The sequence below is a fragment of the Amycolatopsis albidoflavus genome (assembly GCF_039525725.1).
Lineage (GTDB): Bacteria > Actinomycetota > Actinomycetes > Mycobacteriales > Pseudonocardiaceae > Amycolatopsis > Amycolatopsis albidoflava.
This window is the reverse complement of record NZ_BAAAHV010000033.1, coordinates 265,120-287,716: the sequence shown is the minus strand read 5'-3', so window position 1 is coordinate 287,716 and position 22,597 is coordinate 265,120. Positions and strand designations below refer to the sequence as shown.

At 69.3% G+C, this 22,597-nt stretch carries 22 protein-coding genes; 8 read left to right on the top strand and 14 right to left on the bottom strand.

Features of this window, described 5'->3' with window-relative positions:
- Positions 1 to 184: 184 nt before the first annotated feature.
- Positions 185 to 637 (bottom strand): gamma-glutamylcyclotransferase family protein, encoded by a 453-nt coding sequence (locus ABD156_RS47740; protein WP_344288881.1) that lies wholly within the window; start codon positions 635 to 637, stop codon positions 185 to 187.
- A 133-nt stretch (positions 638 to 770) separates the two neighbouring features.
- Here ABD156_RS47740 and ABD156_RS47735 point away from each other — a divergent pair, with 133 nt between their 5' ends.
- Entirely contained in the window at positions 771 to 2,174 is a 1,404-nt protein-coding gene (locus ABD156_RS47735) for an NAD(P)H-quinone dehydrogenase (protein ID WP_344288879.1), read from the top strand.
- 78 nt (positions 2,175 to 2,252) lie between these two features.
- A complete protein-coding gene (locus ABD156_RS47730; protein WP_344288877.1) occupies positions 2,253 to 2,705 on the top strand; it encodes a hypothetical protein in 453 nt (150 codons plus the stop codon).
- On the opposite strand, the gene ABD156_RS47725 is transcribed toward ABD156_RS47730, so the two are convergent.
- The gene (locus ABD156_RS47725; RefSeq protein WP_344288874.1) at positions 2,702 to 2,890 is read right to left on the bottom strand and encodes a hypothetical protein; all 189 of its coding nucleotides are present in this window, start codon (positions 2,888 to 2,890) and stop codon (positions 2,702 to 2,704) included. The two genes, ABD156_RS47730 and ABD156_RS47725, sit on opposite strands and share 4 nt — an antisense overlap.
- A 13-nt stretch (positions 2,891 to 2,903) precedes the next feature.
- Between ABD156_RS47725 and ABD156_RS47720 the strand changes: the two genes are divergently transcribed.
- The 3 genes from ABD156_RS47720 (at position 2,904) to ABD156_RS47710 (ending at position 5,092) form a co-directional block, all read left to right on the top strand.
- Positions 2,904 to 3,545 (top strand): hypothetical protein, encoded by a 642-nt coding sequence (locus ABD156_RS47720; RefSeq protein ID WP_344288872.1) that lies wholly within the window; start codon positions 2,904 to 2,906, stop codon positions 3,543 to 3,545.
- A 58-nt stretch (positions 3,546 to 3,603) separates the two neighbouring features.
- Positions 3,604 to 4,188, top strand: a complete 585-nt coding sequence (locus tag ABD156_RS47715) for a class F sortase (protein WP_344288871.1) — start codon at positions 3,604 to 3,606, stop codon at positions 4,186 to 4,188.
- A gap of 106 nt (positions 4,189 to 4,294) precedes the next feature.
- Positions 4,295 to 5,092 (top strand): VOC family protein, encoded by a 798-nt coding sequence (locus ABD156_RS47710; protein ID WP_344288869.1) that lies wholly within the window; start codon positions 4,295 to 4,297, stop codon positions 5,090 to 5,092.
- A 724-nt stretch (positions 5,093 to 5,816) separates the two neighbouring features.
- Here ABD156_RS47710 and glpK read toward each other — a convergent pair.
- Both glpK and ABD156_RS47700 read right to left on the bottom strand, forming a co-directional pair.
- Positions 5,817 to 7,325, bottom strand: coding sequence for a glycerol kinase GlpK (glpK, locus tag ABD156_RS47705; protein ID WP_344288867.1), 1,509 nt, complete (start codon positions 7,323 to 7,325; stop codon positions 5,817 to 5,819).
- 22 nt (positions 7,326 to 7,347) lie between these two features.
- Positions 7,348 to 8,094, bottom strand: a complete 747-nt coding sequence (locus ABD156_RS47700) for an MIP/aquaporin family protein (RefSeq protein ID WP_344288917.1) — start codon at positions 8,092 to 8,094, stop codon at positions 7,348 to 7,350.
- A gap of 213 nt (positions 8,095 to 8,307) precedes the next feature.
- On the opposite strand from ABD156_RS47700, the gene ABD156_RS47695 reads away from it, so the two are divergent.
- The gene (locus tag ABD156_RS47695) at positions 8,308 to 10,077 is read left to right on the top strand and encodes a glycerol-3-phosphate dehydrogenase/oxidase (RefSeq protein ID WP_344288865.1); all 1,770 of its coding nucleotides are present in this window, start codon (positions 8,308 to 8,310) and stop codon (positions 10,075 to 10,077) included.
- 34 nt (positions 10,078 to 10,111) lie between these two features.
- Here ABD156_RS47695 and ABD156_RS47690 read toward each other — a convergent pair whose 3' ends face one another.
- Positions 10,112 to 10,645, bottom strand: coding sequence for a GNAT family N-acetyltransferase (locus ABD156_RS47690; protein ID WP_344288863.1), 534 nt, complete (start codon positions 10,643 to 10,645; stop codon positions 10,112 to 10,114).
- A 148-nt stretch (positions 10,646 to 10,793) separates the two neighbouring features.
- On the opposite strand from ABD156_RS47690, the gene ABD156_RS47685 reads away from it, so the two are divergent.
- Positions 10,794 to 12,248, top strand: coding sequence for a class I adenylate-forming enzyme family protein (locus ABD156_RS47685; protein ID WP_344288861.1), 1,455 nt, complete (start codon positions 10,794 to 10,796; stop codon positions 12,246 to 12,248).
- Here ABD156_RS47685 and ABD156_RS47680 read toward each other — a convergent pair.
- From ABD156_RS47680 to ABD156_RS47660, 5 genes are all read right to left on the bottom strand, one after another.
- A complete protein-coding gene (locus ABD156_RS47680; RefSeq protein ID WP_344288860.1) occupies positions 12,242 to 13,522 on the bottom strand; it encodes a sensor histidine kinase in 1,281 nt (426 codons plus the stop codon). The genes ABD156_RS47685 and ABD156_RS47680 overlap by 7 nt on opposite strands.
- The gene (locus ABD156_RS47675; RefSeq protein WP_344288858.1) at positions 13,507 to 13,890 is read right to left on the bottom strand and encodes a DUF1707 SHOCT-like domain-containing protein; all 384 of its coding nucleotides are present in this window, start codon (positions 13,888 to 13,890) and stop codon (positions 13,507 to 13,509) included. Before ABD156_RS47675 ends, ABD156_RS47680 begins: the two co-directional genes overlap by 16 nt.
- An 8-nt stretch (positions 13,891 to 13,898) precedes the next feature.
- Entirely contained in the window at positions 13,899 to 14,462 is a 564-nt protein-coding gene (locus ABD156_RS47670) for a DUF1707 SHOCT-like domain-containing protein (protein WP_344288856.1), read from the bottom strand.
- A gap of 54 nt (positions 14,463 to 14,516) precedes the next feature.
- Positions 14,517 to 16,310, bottom strand: a complete 1,794-nt coding sequence (locus tag ABD156_RS47665; protein ID WP_344288854.1) for an acetyl/propionyl/methylcrotonyl-CoA carboxylase subunit alpha — start codon at positions 16,308 to 16,310, stop codon at positions 14,517 to 14,519.
- Between the two features lie 101 nt (positions 16,311 to 16,411).
- The gene (locus ABD156_RS47660; protein ID WP_037816056.1) at positions 16,412 to 16,711 is read right to left on the bottom strand and encodes an SAV_915 family protein; all 300 of its coding nucleotides are present in this window, start codon (positions 16,709 to 16,711) and stop codon (positions 16,412 to 16,414) included.
- Between the two features lie 50 nt (positions 16,712 to 16,761).
- Between ABD156_RS47660 and ABD156_RS47655 the strand changes: the two genes are divergently transcribed.
- Positions 16,762 to 17,481, top strand: a complete 720-nt coding sequence (locus tag ABD156_RS47655) for a hypothetical protein (protein ID WP_344288851.1) — start codon at positions 16,762 to 16,764, stop codon at positions 17,479 to 17,481.
- Positions 17,482 to 17,523: 42 nt separating this feature from the next.
- Here ABD156_RS47655 and ABD156_RS47650 read toward each other — a convergent pair whose 3' ends face one another.
- The 4 genes from ABD156_RS47650 to ABD156_RS47635 form a co-directional block, all read right to left on the bottom strand.
- Entirely contained in the window at positions 17,524 to 18,870 is a 1,347-nt protein-coding gene (locus ABD156_RS47650; protein WP_344288849.1) for a dicarboxylate/amino acid:cation symporter, read from the bottom strand.
- Between the two features lie 103 nt (positions 18,871 to 18,973).
- Positions 18,974 to 19,585 carry a Maf family protein gene (locus ABD156_RS47645; RefSeq protein WP_344288847.1) on the bottom strand — a complete coding sequence of 204 codons (612 nt, stop codon included), beginning with the start codon at positions 19,583 to 19,585 and terminating at the stop codon, positions 18,974 to 18,976.
- Positions 19,586 to 20,209: 624 nt separating this feature from the next.
- Positions 20,210 to 21,829: a DHA2 family efflux MFS transporter permease subunit gene (locus tag ABD156_RS47640; RefSeq protein WP_344288845.1), complete on the bottom strand. Its 1,620-nt coding sequence runs from the start codon at positions 21,827 to 21,829 to the stop codon at positions 20,210 to 20,212.
- Positions 21,810 to 22,418 carry a PadR family transcriptional regulator gene (locus ABD156_RS47635; RefSeq protein ID WP_344288843.1) on the bottom strand — a complete coding sequence of 203 codons (609 nt, stop codon included), beginning with the start codon at positions 22,416 to 22,418 and terminating at the stop codon, positions 21,810 to 21,812. Before ABD156_RS47635 ends, ABD156_RS47640 begins: the two co-directional genes overlap by 20 nt.
- Between the last annotated feature and the right edge of the window lie 179 nt (positions 22,419 to 22,597).

The window sequence follows — 22,597 nt, the reverse complement described above, 5'->3', positions numbered from 1 at the left end:
GCCCGGACCTGCTCCCAAAACTCCACCCGCACCGACCGCGGCAACCACCGGTACTTCCGCACTCCCGCCATCACAACCCGCCCCCTTTCAACAAGACGGTGTTGCAACCACCCCCTGACCCCAAGGAACCCTGAGGGACTCAGAGTCCGTGAGGGTTCCCCTCACGGACAGTCAAGCGGAAGCGTCAGCCGCTGATTCCGGTGCACGGCCGGGTGCGCAGATCGTCCACGTAGTCCACCGGGGCCCCGGCCGCCTCCGCGGCGTCCGCGAGCACCCCGAGATACCGCGCCGAGGGCAGGCCGCCCTCGTAGGCGTCCAGGACGTACAGCCAGGCCAGCACCGACCCGTCCATGGTCTGCACGCGCAGCCGGATCTTCGTGTGCATCCCCAGCTCGCCGCCTTCCCAGCGGTCGAGGCGTTCCTCGTCGAGCCCGGTCACGTCGTAGATCACCACGAACACCCGCGACGACGGGTCCTCGACGATGGTGGCCAGCGCGCCTTCCCACCCGATGTCCTCGCCGCCGAAGGTCAGCCGCCAGCCTTCCAGCCAGCCGGTGCCGGCCATCGGCGAATGCGGGGCGCGCTCCAGCATCTGGGCGGGCTCCATGTTGGATCCGTAAGCGGCATACAACGGCACGCGGCACAGCCTAGCGACCCTTCCTTCGCATATCCGGATGCACATGCCGTGTCCCGGGCACTTCGCCTGCCGGTCAGGTTCGCCGCGTAGGGTCAGGACCACCGCCAAGCACGTGTGACATAGGAGGACCCAGGTGACCAGGATCGTGATCATGGGTGGCGGCCCGGCGGGCTACGAAGCCGCCTTGGTCGCGGCGCAGCACGGCGCCGACGTGACGATCGTCGAGCGGGACGGCCTGGGCGGCGCCTGTGTCCTCTACGACTGTGTGCCCTCGAAGACGTTCATCGCGTCGTCCGGCGCGCTGGCGAAGATGCACGACCTCGGCGAGCTCGGCATCAACACCGACCTCGCGGACACCACCGTCGACCTGCCGACTGTGCACGGCCGGGTGAAAGGTCTCGCGCTCGCGCAGTCGGCCGACATCCGTGCCCGCGTGCAGCGTGAAGGCGTGCGCGTGATCACCGCCGAAGCCCGCTTCGCCGACGACGAGCCGGGTTTGGCCACCCACACGGTGGAGATCACGCACGCCGACGGGAAGGTGGAATCCCTGTCCGCCGACGTCGTGCTGATCGCCACCGGCGCGACCCCGCGCGTGCTGCCCGGCGCGGTGCCCGACGGCGAGCGGATCCTGGACTGGCGTCAGCTGTACGACCTCACTGAGCTGCCCGAGCACCTCGCGGTGATCGGATCCGGTGTCACCGGGGCCGAGTTCGCGTCCGCGTACACCGAGATGGGCGTGAAGGTCACCGTCGTGTCCAGCCGCGACCGCGTGCTGCCGCACGAGGACGCCGACGCCGCCGCGGTGCTCGAAGAGGTCTTCACGCAGCGCGGCACCACGGTGGCCAAGCAGGCCCGTGCGGAGCGCGTCGAGCGCACCGAGAAGGGCGTCGAAGTTCACCTGGCCGACGGTCGCGTGATCGAGGCAAGCCACGCCCTGATGACCGTCGGGTCCGTCCCGAACACCGCCGACATCGGCCTCGACCGCGTCGGCATCGAGCCCGGCCCTGGCGGCTTCATCGCGGTGGACCGGGTGTCGCGCACGAGCGTCCCCGGCGTCTACGCGGCGGGCGACTGCACCGGCGTGCTGATGCTCGCGTCCGTGGCGAGCATGCAGGGCCGCATCGCGATGTGGCACGCGCTGGGCGAGGGCGTCGCGCCGATCAAGCTCAAGACCGTCGCGGCGAACGTCTTCACCCACCCGGAGATCGCGACTGTCGGCATCAGCCAGCAGGCGATCGACTCCGGCGAGGTTCCCGCGCGCACGATCATGCTGCCGCTGGCCACCAACGCGCGCGCGAAGATGGAAGGCCTCCGTCGCGGTTTCGTGAAGCTGTTCTGCCGCCCCGCCACCGGCGTGGTGGTCGGCGGCGTGGTGGTCGCGCCGTCGGCGAGCGAGCTGATCCTGCCGATCGCACTGGCCGTGCAGAACCAGTTGACCGTGGACCACCTCGCGCTGACGTTCTCGGTGTACCCGTCGCTGTCCGGATCGATCACCGAAGCGGGCCGTCAGCTCATGCGGCACGACGATCTGGACTGATTTTTCTCCTCAGGGCAACCCCGTGCCGCACACCGCGTCTTGCGGGGTGAAGACGTGTGGCACGGGGAAGGAACGAGGGTGCGCAAGAGCGCGATTTTCGCGGTGGCGGCGGCGATCGGACTGGCCGGGACAGCGGTACCGGCGGTAGCGGCGGACGGGCCGGCCCCTGATCCGGTGACCGTGCAGCTGAACCAGGACACCGCGGTGCTGCACGGCCAGGTGAACGCCTACCAGCGCGGCTCTGAGCCGAACCTGGCGCTCGCCTACTGCCCCGGAGCCAAGGCGGGTACGGCGACGTTCAGCTCGCCCGCCTTGAAGTTCTCCCAGTACTTCTACGGCGAGATGGTCGGCGTGAAGGCCACGATGAACGCGCACGCGAGCCTGGTGCCGGGCACCAAACCCGGCAGCTATCCGCTCACCGTCACGTGCGACGGGAAGCAGTACACCGCGACGTTCACCGTGCCCGCCGCGCAGGTGTCGCGGGTGCCCCAGGGCGCGGCGAAGGCGGGCGACGGAAGCCTCGCCGGCTAATCGTCGATGCTTGCCGAAAACCGCCGGAAAATTGTTTCCGGCGGTTTTTTCGTTCCCGGGGCAACCCCCGGACGGGTGGAGACGTCTTGGTTGTTGTCGGAACGAAAACGCCCGGGCCGCAGGGGGAACTGCTGGCAGGGCGCGGATTCGCCGCTGTCGTATGCGGCGGGAATCGCATTTTTCATCAAGGGGAGTGTTATGAAGCGTACCGTTGTTTTCTCCGCCCTGGTCGCCGCCGGAATGCTTTCGGCCGCACCGGCTTTCGCCGCCGAAGCGCCCACTACGCCGCCCGCGACGAGCGCCACCGCCGCTCCGTCTTCCTCTCCTGCCACCGAGGAGCCGACGGACGACAACGCGGGTGTCCCGAAGGCGTTTATCCGCGTGCTGCCGTCGTCGGGGCACGCCGGGGACCGCGTCACGGTGCGCATCGGCTGCGAGGCCTCGGAAATCAAGAACCTGAACTCGGCGGCGCTGCAGTTCGGCAAGCTGCACCCGGTCGGCCCGCAGAACGACCCGTCGAAGGCTCCGATCTCGCAGGGCACCGCGACCGTTCGCACGGGCGTGAAGCCTGGCGTGTACAAGGTGGCGTTCTCCTGCGGCAGCGCTGATCTCGGCACGAAGTTCACCGTGCTGGGCGCGAAGCCCGCGCCGAAGCCGACGCCGGCTCCCGCGCCCAAGCAGGTCAGCAAGGTCCCGTCCGGCGCTCCGCAGACCGGCGGCACGGACGGTCCGGTCGCGGACAGCTCGAACCTCGGCCTGCCGATCGCGGCCGGCGCGATGGGCGTGCTCGCACTCGGCGGCACCGGGCTCGTGGTGGCGCGTCGTCGCCAGCGTGGCTGACTAGTCTCCTGGGCCTGGCTGCGTTTTCGCGGCCAGGCCTAGGCGGATCGGGGGAATGATGATCAGGAAGACAATCGCCGCGTCGGCCGTCGCGCTCGCCGCGCTGACCGCCGGATGCTCGGTCGGTTCGACGACCGCGGCACCCGCTTCCAGCGCTCCGTCCGCTTCGTCGGCCGCGATGCCGAAATCGGAGCCGGTGTCGCTGGACATCCCGAGCATCGACGCGCATTCCAGCCTGGTGCCGCTGGGCCTCAATCCCGACAATTCGGTGCAGGTCCCGCCGGTCAGCACGCCGTTGCAGGCCGGTTGGTACGAAAACGGCCCGACACCCGGCGAGGTCGGCCCCGCGGTCGTGCTCGGACACGTGGACGGAAACAAGCACAAAGGGATCTTCTACCGGCTCAAGGAAATGAAGCCGGGAGACGACGTCGACATCGCCCGCCGCGACGGCTCCACCGCGCACTTCGAGGTGACCAAAGTGGACCAGGTGCCCAAAGACGTCTTCCCGAGCGACGCGGTCTACGGGGACACTTCGGACCCGCAACTGCGCCTGATCACCTGTGGCGGGGCGTTCGACCGGGCCGAGCACAGCTATGTGGACAACATCATCGTGTACGCCCACCTGGTGAACGGTTCGCACTGATCGGGCGATTGCCCGGGCGATTGAACGGGCATTGAAGAAGACGCCCCCGATTTTGTCGGTCCCCGGTGCGACACTGTGGCGGTTGGCACAATTCTGGGAGGCACGCATGATCACCAGGACTGAACCGTGGCCCGCGGGCACACCGTGCTGGGGCGACCTGATGGTGCCCGACCGCGACAAGGCGGTCACGTTTTACGAGGGTTTGCTGGGGTGGAAAGTCGAATCCGGCGGCCCGGAGACCGGTTTTTACGGAATGGCGCAGATAGCCGGAAAACCGGTGGCGGGGATCGGCCAGATCCCGCCGGAGCAGGCCGGCATGCCGCCGACGTGGACGACGTACCTGTCAGTGTCCGATGTGGACAAAACGGTGGCCGCCGTCGCCGAGGCGGGCGGGCAGGTCATCGCCCCGCCGATGGACGTCCTGACCGAGGGCCGGATGGCCATCGCGACCGACCCGACGGGCGCGACGTTCGGGCTGTGGCAGCCCGGCCGGCACTCGGGAACGCAAGCTACTTTGGTTCCGGGCGCACCCGCGTGGAACGAATGCATGACGCGGGATTTCGCTGCGGCTAAGCAGTTTTATGGCGATGTGTTCGGGTACGGGTTCGGGGATATGTCCGGGCCTGGGTTCACTTATGCGACCTTGGATGTGGATGGCCGTCCTGTCGGCGGCCTTGGCGAGCTGTCCGCGGACAGCCCCGCGCAGCCCGGGTGGGTGACGTACTTCTGGACGTCGGATGCGGACGCGTCCGCGGCGCGGGTTGTTGAGCTAGGCGGGACGGTGGTGAACCCGCCGGTGGACACGCCCCATGGACGGCTGGTGGTCGCGATGGACGACCAGGGGGCGGGGTTTTCGCTGATGGCGCCCAACGCCCAGTCGGGGACGCAGGACGGCTGGGGGTGAGGTTGGGGAGAGGTTGATTTGGGGCTCGCAGGACCGAGCGGGGCGAGCTGGCTGAGGGGTGCGGTGCTGGGCAGGGCATTTGCCGGGCTGCGCCGTATCGCGCTGAGCCGTGCTGCGCCACGCCGTGCCGTGCCACGCCGTGCTGAGCCCACGCCACGCCGTGCTGCGTTGTGCCGCGCCGGGCGGAGCCGTGTCGCGCCGGGTTGAGCTGCGTCGCGCTGTGCCGCGCCGGGCTGGGCCGTGCCGCGTCGTGCCGGGCTGGGCCGTGCCGGGTTGAGCCGTGTCGCGCCGCGCTGGGCTGGGCTGAGCCGTGTCGCGCCGGGCCGGGTTGAGCCGAGCGGTGGTGGCGGTGCGCTGCGCTGGATCGAGTCGGGGATTGCCGAGTGCTGGGCTGAGCCGCGTTGTGCCGAGTTCGTGTTGGGCTGCGCTGTGCGGTGGCGGGGAGAGCTAGCGCCGATCCGCGCTGATGCCGAGGTGCGCTGTGCGACGCCTGTTCGCGCCGAGCACATCGCGTCGACTCGGCGTGTCTCGCACCTGGCCCAGAAGTCCGTGAGGGGAACCCCGAGGGACTCAGAGTCCCTCAAAGTTCCCCTCACCACACTTCAGCCAAGCCGCAAGCCATCGCGGCGGTCGTGACCGCGCAGCAACTCGCCGGGCTAGCGATCGCTCAAGCGCAGCCCGGCGAAGCCGCCAAAGCGTCGTAAAGCAGAGCCCGCCGGAAGGATCAGTCCTCCACCCAGTCGAACGTCTTCGTAACCGCCTTCTTCCAGTTCCGGTATTCCTTCTCCCGCCGGGACTCGTCCATCGACGGGTCCCACTGCTTGTCCTTCGCCCAGTTGGTCCGGATGTCGTCCTCCGACTCCCAGAAGCCGACCGCCAGCCCGGCCGCGTACGCGGCTCCCAGTGCGGTCGTCTCGTTCACCACCGGGCGGATCACCGGCACCCCGAGGATGTCGGCCTGGAACTGCATCAGCAGCTCGTTCACGACCATCCCGCCGTCGACCTTCAGCGACTTCAGCGGGACACCCGAGTCGGCGTTCATCGCGTCGATCACCTCGCGCGACTGGAACGCCGTCGCCTCCAGCACCGCCCTCGAGATGTGGCCCTTGTTCACGAACCGGGTCAGGCCGACGATCGCGCCGCGGGCGTCGGAGCGCCAGTACGGGGCGAACAGGCCCGAGAACGCCGGGACGAAGTACGCGCCGCCGTTGTCGTCGACCGTTCGGGCGAATTCCTCGATCTGGCCCGCCGACGAAATCAACCCCAGGTTGTCCCGCAGCCACTGCACGAGCGAACCGGTGACCGCGACCGAACCCTCCAGCGCGTACACCGTGTCGTTCGAGCCGATCTTGTAGCAGACCGTCGTCAGCAGCCCGTTCTCCGACAGCACCTTCTCCGTGCCGGTGTTCAGCAAGACGAAGTTGCCGGTGCCGTAAGTGTTCTTGGCCTCGCCCGGCGAAAGGCACGCCTGGCCGAACGTCGCCGCCTGCTGGTCGCCCAGGATGCCGGCGATCGGCACCTCGGCCAGTGCTCCGCGCGGGCGGACCTTGCCGTACACCTCCGACGACGACCGGATCTCCGGCAGCATCGACAGCGGAATCCCCATCTCCGCCGCGATGTCCTCGTCCCACTTCAGGGTGTCGAGGTCCATCAGCAGCGTGCGCGACGCGTTCGTCGGGTCGGTCACGTGCACGCCGCCGTCGGTGCCGCCGGTCATGTTCCACAGCACCCAGGTGTCCATGTTGCCGAACACCAGATCGCCCGCCTCGGCCCTGGCCCGCGCGCCCTCGACGTTGTCGAGGATCCACTTGATCTTCGGGCCGGAGAAATACGTCGCGAGCGGCAGACCGGTCTTCGAGCGGTAGCGCTCCTGGCCGCCGCCGAGCGCGCCGAGTTCGCCGGCGATCTTGTCGGTGCGGGTGTCCTGCCAGACAATGGCGTTGTACACCGGCTTCCCGGTGTTGCGGTCCCACACGACAGCCGTCTCGCGCTGGTTCGTGATGCCCACCGCGGCGATGTCGGTCGGGCGCAGGTCGGCCTTGGCGAGCGCGCCCGCCGCGACCGCGCGGGTGTTTTCCCAGATCTCCTCGGCGTTGTGCTCGACCCAGCCCGCCTTCGGGAAGATCTGCTCGTGCTCGCGCTGGTCGACCGCGACGACACGGCCGGAGTGGTCGAAGATCATGCAACGCGTCGACGTGGTGCCCTGGTCGATCGCGGCCACGTACGAAGTCATGGATTTCCTCCAGGAAAGGGGATCAGGTCAAGTTGTGGACGGCGAGCCACACCACCGCGGCCAGCGCCGCGCCGACGAGCGGCCCGACGACCGGCACCCACGAGTAGCCCCAGTCGGGGTCGCGCTTGCCCTTGATCGGCAGCAGGAACGCGTACGCGAGCCGCGGGCCGAGGTCGCGGGCGGGGTTGATGGCGTAGCCGGTCGGCCCGCCGAGCGAGATGCCGATCACCAGCACGACGAACGCGACCCCGGCGTAGCCGAGCGCCGAGTTGCCGAAGTCCGGCCCGGACGAGGCGGTCTTGTAGGCCGGGTTGAACAGGATCCAGCCGACCAGCACGAAGGTGCCGATGATCTCGGTCACCAGGTTCCACGCCTTGTTCCGGATCTGCGGGGCGGTGGAGAAAATGCCGAGCGTCTCCTCCGGATTCGGGTGGTCGTCGAACTGGAGCTTGTACGTCAGCCAGCACAGCACGGCGCCGAGAATCGCGCCGAGCATTTCCCCGATCAGGTAATACGGCACGACCGTCCACGAGACTTTGCCCGAAATGGCGAGCCCCAGCGTGACCGCCGGGTTCAGGTGCGCGCCCGTCGGCGCGGCGATGCTGGCCCCCGCGAACACCGCGAAGCCCCACCCGAAAGTGATGAACAGCGTTCCGGCTTGGAAGCCGTTGTTCTTGCGCAGCACGACGTTGGCCACGACGCCGTTGCCCAGCAAGATCAGAACTGCTGTGCCCAGCAGCTCCCAGACGATGATCGCGCCCGGACTCAGACTTACGCTCACGCTCTCCGCACCTCCACACTGGACAGTCTGTGCAGGGCCGAACACGTCCGGCCACAGCCCCGTCGCCGACCCCAGTCCGCGGCACGTTACCGCCGCGTACGCGCGCAATCCATAAGCCGGGCGAAGCAATGTGACCATGATCGTCATGGGTTCCGCCACACGTGTCACCTCGGGGTCAGCAGACGATCACGCAAGCGTGCGATGCTGGGGAAGGTGGAGCACGAGGAGGAACGAGTGGTGACGAACCCGCAGAACGGCAGCGAACCGGCCCAGCTGGGTCCGGCGGGCCGGGAGGAATCCTGGCGGCGCTTCGGCGACGAGACCTTCGACCTGGTCGTGATCGGCGGCGGCGTCGTCGGCGCGGGCACGGCGCTCGACGCGGCGACCCGCGGCCTGCGGGTGGCTCTCGTCGAGGCCCGCGACCTGGCGTCCGGCACGTCGAGCCGGTCCAGCAAGCTCTTCCACGGCGGCCTGCGGTATCTCGAGCAGCTCGAGTTCGGTCTGGTGCGCGAAGCGCTGCACGAGCGCGAGCTGATGCTGACGAAGATCGCGCCGCACCTGGTGAAGCCGGTGAGCTTCCTGTACCCGCTCACCCACCGGATCTGGGAGCGCCCGTACACCGCCGCCGGCTTGCTGATGTACGACACGATGGGCGGCGCCCGGTCGGTGCCCGGCCAGAAACATCTCACCCGCGCGGGTGCCCTCCGAATGGTCCCCGCGCTCAAGCGGTCCGCGCTGATCGGCGGAATCCGGTATTACGACGCGCAGTCGGACGACGCGCGGCACACGATGACCGTCGCGCGCACCGCCGCGCATTACGGCGCGGTGGTCCGGACCTCCACCCAGGTCGTCGGCTTCCTGCGCGAGGCGGACCGGATTTCCGGCGTGCGCGTGCGCGACGTCGAGGACGGCCGCGAGACCGAGATCCACGCCGGCGCGGTGGTCAACTGCACCGGGGTGTGGACCGACGAACTGCAGCGGCTGTCCGGCGGCCGCGGCCGGTTCCGCGTGCGCGCCAGCAAGGGCGTGCACATCGTGGTTCCGCGCGACCGGATCGTGTCGGAGTCGGGGATGATCCTGCGCACCGAGAAGTCGGTGCTGTTCGTGATCCCGTGGCGCAACCACTGGATCGTCGGCACCACCGACACCGACTGGAACCTCGACCTCGCCCACCCGGCGGCCACCAAGCACGACATCGACTACCTGCTCGAACACGTGAACTCGGTGCTCGCGACGCCGCTCACGCACGACGACATCGAAGGCGTGTACGCGGGTCTGCGCCCGCTGCTGGCCGGCGAGAGCGAAGAGACGTCGAAGCTGTCGCGCGAGCACGCGGTCGCGCGCGTCGCGCCGGGCTTGGTCGCGATCGCGGGCGGCAAGTACACGACGTACCGGGTGATGGCGGCCGACGCCGTCGACGCCGCGGTGGTCGACCTGCCGGGCCGCCCGCCGTCGTCCATCACCGACAAGGTCCCGCTGATCGGCGCGGACGGCTACCACGCGCTGGTCAACCAGGCGGATCACCTGGCCGCCGAGCACGGGCTGCACCCGTACCGCGTGCGGCACCTGCTCGACCGCTACGGCTCGCTGGTGCACGAGGTGCTGGCGCTCGCGGCGGACCGGCCGGAGCTGCTCAAGCCGATCGAGTCCGCGCCGGACTACCTCGGCGTGGAGGTCGTGTACGCGGCGAGCCACGAGGGCGCGCTGCACCTGGAGGACGTCCTCGCGCGGCGCACGCGGATCTCGATCGAGTACGCCCACCGCGGCGTCGACTGCGCCGAGCAGGTCGCCCAGCTGGTGGGTGGCGTGCTGGGCTGGTCGGAGGAAGAGACGAAGCGCGAGGTGGAGGTCTACCGGGCGCGAGTCGAGGCGGAGCGGGATTCGCAGCTGCAGCCGACGGACGAGTCGGCGGACGCGTTGCGGGCGGCGGCTCCGGAGGCTCGGGCGGGATTGATCGAGCCGGTTAGCTGAGCGGGCCTCGTGGGTGCCGGGCGAGATCCGGCACTCACGAGGGCTTGAGGATCCACCGAATGAGCGTCTCCCCGCTGGGCGAGGGCCGCTCCTCCGGTCCGACCCGGCTGAACCCGGCCCGCCGCGCGACCACCTCGGACGCGGTGTTGCTTTCGTCGTGCCGGTAGGCGATCTCGTGCAGCCCCAGCCGAGCGAACCCGAACTGGATCGCGGCCGAAAGTCCCACTGCCGCAATGCCTTTGCCCCGTTCGGCCGGATGCGTCCACACCGACGCCTCGGCCGTGCCGAAATCGAGGTCCAGGTCGCGCAGCCCGACCTCGCCCAGCAGACGGCCGGTCGCGGGTTCGGCCACGGCCCATGAGCAGCGTTCGTCGCACGCCCACTGCGCGGCGCGCAGGGTCACGTATTCGGTGGCTTCGTCGGGGGTGCGCAGCCGGTAGTTCAGCACGTACCGCCGATGCCGCGGGTCCGCGAACGCCTCCATCAGCGCGGGCCGGTCGTCGAGATTCCGGTCCGCGCGCAGCTGACGCAGGTAGTACGCGCCCGCGTTGATTTCCACGGGTTCCACAACTCGAGCCTAACCGTCCGGAACCGGAAAACGGCTGCGTGCCGCGTCACGGCCGGGGCGGCGCCAGGGTGAAAAATCCTTGCCGTTTCGGGCAGCGCTGAGGGAAAAGCCGTCGCGCGGTGATGATCACCCTGGCAGCGTTGCCGGTATGCCGGACAATCTGACCCAGTTTGCCGTCGACCATTCCCGTCTGCACGGATGGGACGATCTTCCCGCTTTCCTCGCCGACGACCGGACCTGGACGTTCGCCGAGGTCTACGCCGGGGCCGCGCGCGTCGCCGGAGGTTATCGCGCCGCCGGGCTGCGCCGCGGCGATCGTGTTCTGCTCGCGCTTCCGGACAGCATCGAAATGGTCTGGTGCCTGCTCGGCGCGTGGCAGGCCGGAATCGTCGCGATTCCGGTGAATGTCCAGATGAGCCGCGACGATCTGACCCGGGACATCCGGACCGCCGAACCCGCGTTGATCGTCGCCGACCCGGAATTCGCGGGCTGGCTCGACAACGCCGGTCTCGCGCCGACCACGGGCGCGGATGTGCTGGCGAAGGCGGAACCGGAGACGGAGTTCGCGCCAGGCGGGGACCATCCCTCGCACGCGATGTTCACCTCTGGGACCACCGGCGCGCCCAAGCTGTGCTTCTACCTGCACAGCAACTTCGATCCGTCGATGCTCCGCACGGACGGTGTCGGCATGGTCGCGTTTTCGGTGTCCCGCATGTATTTCGCCGGCGGTCTGTACTCGTCGGCGATGGCGACGATGTGCACCGGCCAGACGTCGGTGCTCTCGCGACCGCGCGCGACCCCGGCCGCCGCGCTGGAGCTGATCCGCCGCCACGACGTCGCGACGCTCTTCGCGCAGCCGAGTTTCTACGCGCGTCTGCTGCAAGAACCGGGACACGCCGAGACGCTCGGAAAGTTGAGCGGCGCGATGTGCGCTGGCGAAGTGCTTTCCGCGCGGTTGCGCGAGAAGCTGGTGCCGATTTTCGGCGACCGGCTGATGAATCTTTACGGTTCCACCGAAGGCGGCGGATACGCCGTTGGCCGACCGGCGGATTACACCGACCCGTCGGCGGTCGGGCCGGGTTTCGAGGGCCGCTCGGCGCGCGTCGTGGTCGACGGGCGGGAGGTGGCCGCCGGTGTGCAGGGCGAACTGCAGGTTCTGGTCCCGTTCGCCACGCGGGGTGTCGCTCGCGGCAGTCTCGGCCCGGATCAGGTGACCGACACCTGGTGGTCGACCGGCGATCTCGGGTCGATCGACGCACAGGGCGTCATCCACGTCTACGGACGGCTGGACGACGTCGAGGTGATCGGCGGGCAGAACGTCGTGCCCGGGGAGGTCGAACGGCTTCTCGAAAGTCACCCGAAGGTGCGCGAAGCGGCGGTCAGCGCGGTGCGGCGGGAGGCGGGGAACACGACGCTGCGCGCGTATGTGGTCACGACGTCGGGACCTGGCGACGACGACCTCGGCGCGGAGTTGGTCGCGCTGACTCGCGAGCACTTATCGTGGTACAAGGTGCCGCAGGATGTGACGTGGCTGGAAGCGTTGCCGCGCAACGCAAACGGCAAGGTGTTGCGGCGGCAGCTTCGTACCGCGGGCGGTCAGTGACCTAAGCCGGGTGAAGGGATCGCCGGGAACTCCGCGTGTACGGCGGTCCCTTCCCCTCGCGCGGATTCGATGGTCAGCGATCCCGCGACCCGCTGCACGCGCTGACGCATCGCTTCCAGCCCGAAGCCGGTGCCGTCGCCGCGGTCGCCGGGGGCGAAACCCCTTCCGTCGTCGCGGATATCGAGCATGACCAGGTCAGTGGTGTAGGTCAGGGTGATGCCGATCCGGCTGGCGTGCGCGTGTTTTTCGGCGTTGGCCAAGGCTTCCTGTGCCACCCGGTACATCGCCACCTCCAGCTCCGGCAGCAACGGCCGCGCGTCGCCTTCGACGTCGGTGGTCACCTTGGCGCCGGAGGTGTCGGACACTCGATTCGCCAGGCCGGCCAACGCTTCCGGCAGGTGCGAGTCGGCCAACGGCTCCGGCCGCAACGCCTGCACCGCGCGGCGCGCCTCGGTGAGACTGTCCTTCGCCAGCGTGTGCACGTGGTCGAGGTGCCGTTGCCGATCCGCGGCTTCGGTGGCCTTGTCGGCGGCTTGCAGTTGCGTGACGATGCCGGTCAATCCCTGGGCGACGGTATCGTGGATTTCGCGAGCCATCCGCTGCCGCTCGTCGAGCACGCCTGCCTCGCGGGCTTGGGTGAGCAATTGTGCGTGCAGCGCCGCGTTTTCCGTCAACGCCGTTTCCAGCTGTGCGTTCGACTGCGCGAGTTTTTCGTTGGTACGACGGCGTTGCTCGTTCTCCGAACCGACGAACCACGCCACGTACAGGATCGGCCCGACGATCGACACCGCGGTGATCCATGGCGGCGACGGTTGCCAAATTCCCTTGGCCAGCAACGGAACCACGGCTGTCGCGGCCGCCGCGAAGATGCTCCAGCGCGTCGGGAACAACACGAACGCGATCGGGTAACCGATCGAAGCGAAGGCAGTGAACGGGTCCAGCCGGGAGGCGAGCACGGTCGCGCCGGCCAGCAACACGACGAAGAATCCGATGGCCAGCCACGGGTTTCGCGTGCGCTGGGGGAAAACCGGGATCAGCACGAGCAGCCACAGTCCGGTCGCCGCGGCGAGAAGCAGCGTGGTGCGCCACTGCGCGGGAGTGCCATGCGGCTGACCCGCGGCGATGACGGTGCACACCGCGAGCGCCAGAATCCCGATCCCGGCGAACACCGGGCCCGCCCATCGCTCGGCCTTCGGATCGACCGAACCCGGCCGCAGCCCCATCATCGGGCTGAGCCGCGGCGCGCGTTCTCGCGGGCTCAGCGGCGTCGCCATCCGCTGAGCAGGATCAGCAGCAGCGGCAGCGCGAACACGATCAGGAGCCGTCCGCGCGTCACGATGAGCACGATGACCGCAAGGGCGATCGAAAGCGGCACCGAATACCGCATCACGAACGAACCGAGCTTGCCGTTTCCGGCGGACGGCACGACCGGTTGCGGCCGGGCCGTGGCCAGCAGCGCGCTCGGGCGCGGCGAGGGCAGGTCGTCGAACAGCGGCACCAGTTCGCTCACCAGCTTGGCCGACGTGACCTTCGCCGAACGGCTGCCGTACTCGTCGATGTCGAGGCGTCCGGTGCGGACATGCTCGGAGAGGACGTCGAGCGCGTCCTGCCGTTCGTCGTCGCTCAACCGCAGGTCAGGCATGGTTCGCCTCAGCGGTCCAGACGGCGCTGCCGCCGGTGTTCGTCGCGCATCGCCCGGAATTCCTCGCGGCGTTCCCGGTGCCGGTCGTGCCGGTGGTGATGGTCATGGTGCTCGAAACCCTTGCCCCAGAGCGCGCGGCCGACCGCGGTGAGCGCGATCGGCGCGAAGATCACCGGCCAGCCCGCGGTGCCGGTGGCGATCAAGGCGATCGCCGCGATCCACACCAGCGGAATCAAAGCCGCGACGGCGCGCTGCCCGGCCGACCACTCCGGCTGCCGCGCCGCCATCTCGCCCGACGCCGCAGGCTGCGGCACGGGCATCGGAGGCGGTGGAGCCACGGCCGGTTCTGGCGCGGCGGTCGCGCCCGCGCCGAACACCGGATGCGGCACCGGCAGGTCATTGAACAGCTCGCCCAGTTCGCCGCGGGTCTTGGCCGCGGTGATCCGGGCGGAACGCTCGCCGAACTCGTCGATGTCGATCCGCCCCGCGCTCATGTGCTCACCGAGCGCATTCAGCGCGGACTCTCGCTCCTGGTCGCTGATCCGCAGCTGCGGAGACGGAACCTCAGTCACGTAGTCGATGGTAGGCCGCGCGAGCGCGCGGCACCCACGACATTCAGCACAACTTCAGTCCTTGAGTTCCAAGAGTTGCGTTCCCTGCGTGACCGCGGAGCCGATCTCGACCGAAAGCCCGGTGACAGTGCCCGCTTTGTGCGCGGTTACCGGGTTCTCCATCTTCATCGCCTCGAGCACGACGATCAGCTCGCCCGCCTCGACCTGCTGGCCTTCCTCGACCGCGATCTTCACGATGGTGCCCTGCATCGGCGCGGTGACCGCGTCGCCACTCACCGCTGCCTTCGCGCCGCCGGCCCGCTTGCGGGGCTTGGCTTTCGCAGCCGCGGGCGCGCCGCCGCCTTCGAGGGCGAACCCGCCCGGCAGCGACACCTCGAGCCGGCGACCGCCGACCTCGACCACGACGTTCTGCCGCGGTGCCTCTTCCTCGGCCTCGACGTCCGGCGCGACGAACGGCTCGATCTTGTTGTCGAACTCGGTCTCGATCCAGCGGGTGTGCACGCTGAAGCCGTTGTCGTCGCCGATGAACGCCGGGTCGTTCACGATCACGCGGTCGAACGGCAGCACCGTGGCCATGCCCTCGACCTCGAACTCGGCCAGCGCGCGACGGCTGCGTTCCAGCGCGTTCTGCCGGTCCGAACCGGTGACGATGAGCTTGGCGAGCATCGAGTCGAACTGGCCGCCGATCACGCTGCCGGACTCCACGCCGGAGTCGACGCGCACGCCCGGCCCGGACGGGGCCACGAACTTCGTGACCGTGCCCGGCGCGGGCAGGAAGCCGCGGCCGGCGTCCTCGCCGTTGATGCGGAACTCGATCGAGTGACCGCGCGGCACCGGGTCCTCGGTGATCCGCAGCTTCTCGCCGCGCGCGATGCGGAACATCTCGCGGACCAGGTCGATGCCGGTGGTCTCCTCCGAGACCGGGTGCTCGACCTGCAGCCGGGTGTTCACCTCGAGGAAGGAAATGGTGCCGTCGACCGCGACGAGGTACTCGACGGTGCCCGCGCCGTAGTAGCCGGCCTCCTTGCAGATGGCCTTGGCGGACTCGTGGATCCGGGCGCGCTGGTCGTCGGACAGGTACGGCGCGGGGGCCTCTTCCACCAGCTTCTGGTGGCGGCGCTGCAGCGAGCAGTCGCGGGTGCCGACGACGATCGCGTTGCCGTGCTGGTCGGCCAGCACCTGCGCCTCGACGTGCCGCGGCTTGTCGAGATAGCGCTCCACGAAGCACTCGCCGCGGCCGAACGCGGCCACCGCCTCGCGCGTCGCGGATTCGAACAGTTCAGGGATTTCTTCGCGGGTACGGGCGACCTTCAGACCGCGGCCGCCGCCGCCGAACGCCGCTTTGATAGCGACCGGCAGGCCGTGCTCGTCGGCGAACGCGATGATCTCGTCGGCGTCCTTCACCGGCTCCTTGGTGCCGGGCACCAGCGGCGCGCCCGCGCGCATCGCGATGTGCCGCGCGGTCACCTTGTCGCCGAGGTCGCGGATCGACTGCGGGCTCGGCCCGATCCAGGTCAGGCCCGCGTCGAGGACGGCCTGGGCGAACTCGGCGTTCTCGGAGAGGAAGCCGTAGCCGGGGTGGACCGAGTCGGCGCCGGCGCGCTTGGCGGCGTCGAGGATCTTGTCGATCGCGAGGTAGCTCTCGGCCGCGGTGTTCCCGCCGAGGGCGAACGCCTCGTCGGCGAGGCGCACGTGCGGCGCGTCGCGGTCCGGGTCGGCGTACACGGCCACGCTCTGCAAGCCCGCGTCCTTCGCGGCCCGGATCACGCGAACCGCGATCTCGCCCCGGTTCGCGACCAGGATCTTGGTCACCGGACCGCCTGTGCTCGCGGTGTCCTGCTCGCTCACCACATACCTCCCGTGCCCGTCGCCGCGCTGCTGGTCAACCGGGAGTCTACGGATCAGGACAGAGCCTGGATTGAGAGGTGGACCACCCAGTTCGGTCCTGTTTATACCCGTCCGGCCGGGGCCTGATGCCGCAGTTCGGCCGGTAGTTCGGAGTCGAGCACGATGACGTCGTAGGGGTTGACCTGGTGCACCAGGGCCAGGTTCTCGGTGTTGACCAGGATCCACGGCTGGTGCTCGCCGCAGCAGTCGACGAGCCGGTCGAGCGCGGTGAAGGCGACCAGCGCGGTGCGGCCGTCGGGGGTGCGGCGCAGTTCGACGTTGGCTCCGGTCTGGCCGTCGGTGGTCGGGCCGGTGGGGCCGGTCGGCAGGTAAAGGGCCGGGGGCAGGTTGGGGTTCGTCACTCCGACAACATAGACGGACACGGTGCGCAAGGTCGCTTACAGTCTCGGATATGGGGACTTGGCCCAATCGCATCCCGCGATCCGCGCTGCTCACCGCCGTTATCGCGGCGGTGGTGACGGCGGCGGCGCTCGTGGTGGTCGTCGTGCTGCGCCCGAAACCGGACGGCGCGGTCACCATGGCGCCGCGCGAGCCGGCGGCGGCTCCGGTCGACGGATCGTCCTCGGCCTGCGGGAACGGCCCCTGCAAGCAGTTGGCGGCGGTGAGCGTCGGCGGGACCCCGGTCGTGCTGCTGGCGGACGCCGCGGGCGGATGGGGCCGCGTCCAGGTCGGGCAGCAGCCGTTCGAACTGGCGATCACGAACCTGGGTGCGAAGCTGACGGCGAATTCCCTGCGCTGCGTCGACGGGTCGACCGCCGCGTGCCTGATCCGTGGCGACGCGGCGGGCGGTTCGTACGGCGAGTTGCTCACCGCGTCCGGCGGGGTGTGGCGCGACTACGGCAAGCCGTATTTCTCCGACGCGGGTTCGCTCTCGCTCTACGACGTGAGCCAGGACGGCCGTCCGGACGTGATCGTCGTCCGGCACGAATGCCCGCAGGCGGTATCCGGCACGCCGCGCTGCCAGGCGGCTCCGGTGGTGGCGGAGGTGTACGAACTCGACGGCGAGGTGATGGGCTGCACGAGCACCGTCACCTCGCCGTCGAATTTCCGGGGCTGGCCGGACGTCGAGCTGAAGAAATCCCAGCTGCGGCGGTGTTCCGGCAGCTCGTGAGCGGCAATTCCGGTTCTGACCGGCGTTGCCGCCCACGAGGTGTCAGGCGGTCGCGGGACGGGCGGCGCCGCCCTCGTCGCGGTGGTTCGGGCGAGCGGTCTGGGTGTTGAGGATTTCCTCGTCGAGCAGGCCCTCGCTGCGGGCGACGATCGTCGGGACCACGATCTGGCCCGCGACGTTCGTGGCGGTGCGCATCATGTCCATGATCGGGTTCACCGAGTAGATCAGTGCGATGCCGAGCGCGACCTGCTTGGCGTCGAGGCCGATGAACGCGGTGGTCAGGGTGAGCGCGGTCAGCCAGCCGGTGGTGCCCGCGGTGGCCAGCGCGCCGACGACGGCGACGACCACGATGCCGACGTACTGCCCGAAGCTCAGCGGCACCCCGGCGAGGTTGGCGATGAAGATCGCGCCGATCGCCGGGAACACCGCGGCGCAACCGTCCATTTTGGTCGCGCTGGCGAGCGGGGTGGCGAAGGCGGCATACCCGGGGTCGACGCCGAGGTTCACCGCGGACTGCCGGGTGAGCGGCAGCGTCGCCGAACTGGACTGCGACGCGAACGCGAACTGGATCGCGGTGCCCGCCTTGGCGAAGAACGTCAGCGGGCTCACCTTCGCGACGAACTGCAGCAGGATCGGGTAGACCACGAACAGGATCAGCAGGCAGCCGACGTACACCGCGAGCGTGGTCGACAGCAGCGGGCGGAACAGCGCGTCGCCGTAGTTGGAGACCGCGGCGCCGATCAGGCCGATGATGCCGATGGGCGCGAGCCGCACGATCCAGCCGAGGTAGCGCTGAACGATTTCGAAGACGCTCGTGGTGAAGTCGACGAACGGCTTCGCCTTGTCGCCCAAGCTGTAGGCGGCGGCGCCGATCACCACGGCGAGGAAGAGCACCTGCAGCGTGCTGCCCTCGGCGAAGGCGGAGAAGAAGTTCTCCGGCAGCAGGCCCTTGATGAAGGCGTCCCAGGAACCCCAGTGGCTCATGCTCTTCGCGGCCTTGTCGGCGTTCTTCGCGGTGGCCGCGACGCCCTCGCCGAGGCCGCCGGAGCCGGGGTTGAACAGCTTGCCGATCGCGATCCCGATCAGCGAGGCGATGAACGAGGTGATCGCGAACCACAGCACGGTCTTGCCGCCGAGCCGCGCGGCGGTACGGCCGCCGCCGAGGCCGCGGAGGCTGTTGATGCCGACCACGATCGCGGTGAAGACCAGCGGGATGACCGCGATCTGCAGCAGGGTCGTGAAGATCGTGCCGATGTGGTCGAGGGTGTCGGTCAGCCAGCCGGCTTCGGTCGTCCGCGCGAGCACGCCGAGGCCGGCGCCCACGACAAGCGAGCCGAGCACGGCCGCGGCGAACACGCGCGGTTTGGTGTACGTCCTGACGAAGGACATGTGCCACCCCAGGGAGGTCGAGAGTTTCCGCTGGCCCGGGTGCGGGCCGGAGTCGACTTTCCCCGATCACTCGTCCGAGTGACACATCGTCCCAGTATGTGAACTATTTCCACATCTCGGTGACGCTGACGCCCACCTCGGCGAGGAGCTGCCGCAGCAGCGGAAGGCTGATCCCGATCACGCTGGAGGGGTCCCCCTCGACGCCCTCGACGAACCACCCGCCGAGCGCGTCGAGCGTGAACGCCCCCGCGACGTGCAGCGGTTCGCCGGTGGCGACGTAGGCGTCGATCTCGGCTTGGCTGGGGTTGGCGAAGTGCACGGTGGTGGACCGGGTGCCGGAGGCTTCCTTGGTGCGCTGCCCGCCGTCGAGCCGGACCACGGCGTGCCCGGTGAGCAGGACGCCGGAGCTGCCCGCCATCTTCGCCCAGCGCTGCTTCGCGACTTCGGCGTTGGCGGGCTTGCCGACCATCTCGCCGCCGATGGAAAGCATGGAATCGCAAGCGACGATCACGGCATCGGGTTCGGAAACCATTTCGACGACGGCGTTGGCCTTGGCTTTGGCGAGCGCCGTGACGAGCTCGGCCGGGGCGGGATCGATGAGCGCGGCAGCGACAGCGTCCTCGTCGACGCCGGACACGACGACGGCCGGATCCAGACCGGCGCTGCGCAGCACGGAGAGGCGGGCGGGGGACTGGGAGGCGAGGACTAGACGCACGGTTTTGAACGCTACCTCGGTGGGGTGCGGCGCGGGGGTGCGGCCCGGGGCGGGGTGTCGTGGTGGGGCGTGGCCCAGGGGCTGAGGTGTCGTGGTGCGGCGGGGGCCTGGGGTGGAGTCGGACGGCAGCGTGCCGAGCTGGGCGATTCCGGTGTGCGGTGCGAAGGCGAGGGCGCGGGAGAAGCGCGGGAGCGAGGGGCGCGGGAGCGGTGCGAGGGGCAACGGCGCGGTGCGAGGGAGAGGGGCAGCGCGAAGGGCTGTGGCGAAGGCTCGGGGCGATGGCGCGGTGCGAGCGGCGATGGCGAGGACAACGGCGCGGCGCGAGGGGCGCAGGGCAGTGGCGCGCTGGCGCGGCGCGAGGAGGCGGGGCGGTGGCGCGGTGCGAAGGGCAGCGGTGAAGGGCGGTGGCGAGGGGCGGGCTGCGATGTTGCTGGGCAGCGGGAAACCTCGCTGCCACGCATGTGGCAATCGCCGCAGGCGGGTTTGTGTTGGGCCGCAACAGTGACACCGCTGGCGTGATGCGGGGCGCGCTCAAGCCTGGACTCGCCCGGCAGAGTCTCTTGCTCGCGTCGCCTTCCCGCCCCGGCTGGGTCTGGGCCAGCCGGGGCAGGGGAGGTCAGTTGGTCATCGGGCTGGTTCCGGAGCGGGAGCGGTCGGAGCCGGCGTGTGTGACCGGGGTGTCACCCGGCGCAGGGCGGCTGCGGACAAGACTCCCAGTACCAGCACCGCGATCGGCAGGATCAGCGTCGCGCGGGCGGCGTCGGTGAGTCCATTGTGGACTACCTCTCCTGCCAGGCGGCCCGCTTGGGCGGCGATGTCCGCCGGGAGACCCGGGATCGGGGCGGGGCCGCCGGAGGAGCCGAATTCGCCGGTGGAGGCGGCGGCGTGGGCGATGCCTTCGGTGAAGGGTGCGCGGTATTGCTCTGGGAGTTGCTGGGCGGCCGTGGCGGCTTCGCTCGTGATGGAAGCGCTGATCCGCGCCTGCAGGAGCACGCCGATCGCGGCGCTTCCCAGGACTCCGCCTACCTGGCGGGCGGTGTTGAAGATGCCCGAGGCGGTACCGGTGAGCCGTGGTTCCACCGACGCCATTGTCAGATTGCTCATGGGGGAGAAGATGCAGCCGACGCCTAGGCCGCACACCAGCAGGGCCGGGATCAGGGCCCACGGGCTCGTGTCCGGACGTGCTTGCAGCGCGATGATGCCCACGCCCGCGGCCAGCAGGGCGAGGCCGCCCATCACCAGGTACTTGCCGTTGATCCGGTCCGACGCGCGGCCTACGAACGGAGCGATCACGCCGGACAGCAGCGACATCGGGGCGGTGAGCAGACCGGCCATCGTCGGGGAGAGGCCGAGCACCGTCTGGATGTAGATGATCAGCGGCAGGAACATGCCGGTCATCGTGAAGCCGACCGTGGTCGCGGTGAGCGTGCCCGCGGAGAAGTTGCGGTTCGCGAACACCGCCAGCGGGACCAGCGGTTCGCGGCGGTTGTAGTGCTGCCACAGCACGAAAGCGACCAGCAGCACCACGCCGGCGCCGATGATTTCGAAGACTGTGATGCCGCCGAACACCGTGCCCCAGTCGTACTGCTGTCCATTTTGGACACCGAATACGACGCAGAACAGCCCGGCGGCGGAAAGCAGAATGCCGAGCAGGTCGAAGGAGTGCGAGTGCTTCGGCTGCCAGTCCGGCACGAGCCACAGCGTGAGCGCGATGGCGACGACGCCGATCGGCACGTTCACGTAGAAAATCCACTCCCAGCCGAGGTGCTGCACCAGCACGCCGCCCAGCAGCGGGCCGGTGATCGTGGCCAGTCCGGCTACGCCGCCCCACGCGCCCATCGCCGCGCCGCGCTTCGCGGGCGGGAACAGGTGGCTGATGAACGCCAGCGTCTGCGGCGTCATCAGCGCCGCGCCGAGGCCTTGCACGGCACGCGCGGCGATCAGCATCTCGACGTTGCCGGACAGGCCGCACCACAGCGACGACGCGGTGAACACGACGAGCCCGGCGACGAAGACGCGCTTCGGGCCGAAGCGGTCGCCGAGGCGGCTGGTGAACAGCATCGGCACGGCGTAGGTCAGCAGATAGACGCTGATCACCCACACCACCGAGTTCAGCCCGGCTCCGAGGTGCTGCAGCATGGCGGGCACCGCGATGGACACGATCGTGGTGTCCAGCAGGATCATGAAGAACCCGATGCAGAGCGCGCTGAGCGCGGCCCACGGGTTAACTGGTCTTGCGTTCATGGTCTTCCTTGAGCTTGAGTTTATTGTCCTGGAAAGGGATCCGGCCGCTGTCGAGGTCCGCGGACAGCTGCTCGATCCACGCGAGCTCGAACTTCCGCTGCGCCGCGCTGTAGCGGAAGTCGAGCCAATAGATGTCGGGGGTGCCGTCGGATTCCAGCCGGTCGATGAGCACCTCGTCGGAGGCCACGGCCGCGCGCAGCCGGGTCATCCGGTGCTCCAGTTCGAGCAGCGCCACGTCGCGCCCCAGATCGTCGATCACGGCGAGCCCGCTGAGTACGTCGCTGTAGTCCGGCACCACGTCGCCCAGCATTTGCCGGGCTCGTTCCTGGAAGGCGTCCTTGCCCGCGGCCGTCATGGCGTACACCGTGCGCTCCGGCCGCCTGCCGTCTCGCTGGGTTTCGACGACGTCGACGAAACCGTTGCGCTGCAGCCGATCCACCGTGTGATAGAGCGAGCCGGCCTTGAGCTTCACGCGGGCTTCGACGTGCCGTTCCCGCATCAGCTGGGCCATTTCGTACGGGTGCATCGGCCGCTCGTGCAGCAGCTCGAGCACGGCGACGCCCAGTGCCGTGAGCTTGGCCGCGACCATGACGGTGTTCCTCCAGGGATCCAATCGAGTGATACCAAGTGGGTTATTCCACGTGGACTATACGGTGTGGAGCAAGCTGCGGTCCAGTGTGATCTGCGCTGGTGAGCAGCTCGTGGCTGACGGTGATGGGTGCTGCGAGATGGGGAGAGCGTAACCAGGACCACCGACAAAAACCGACG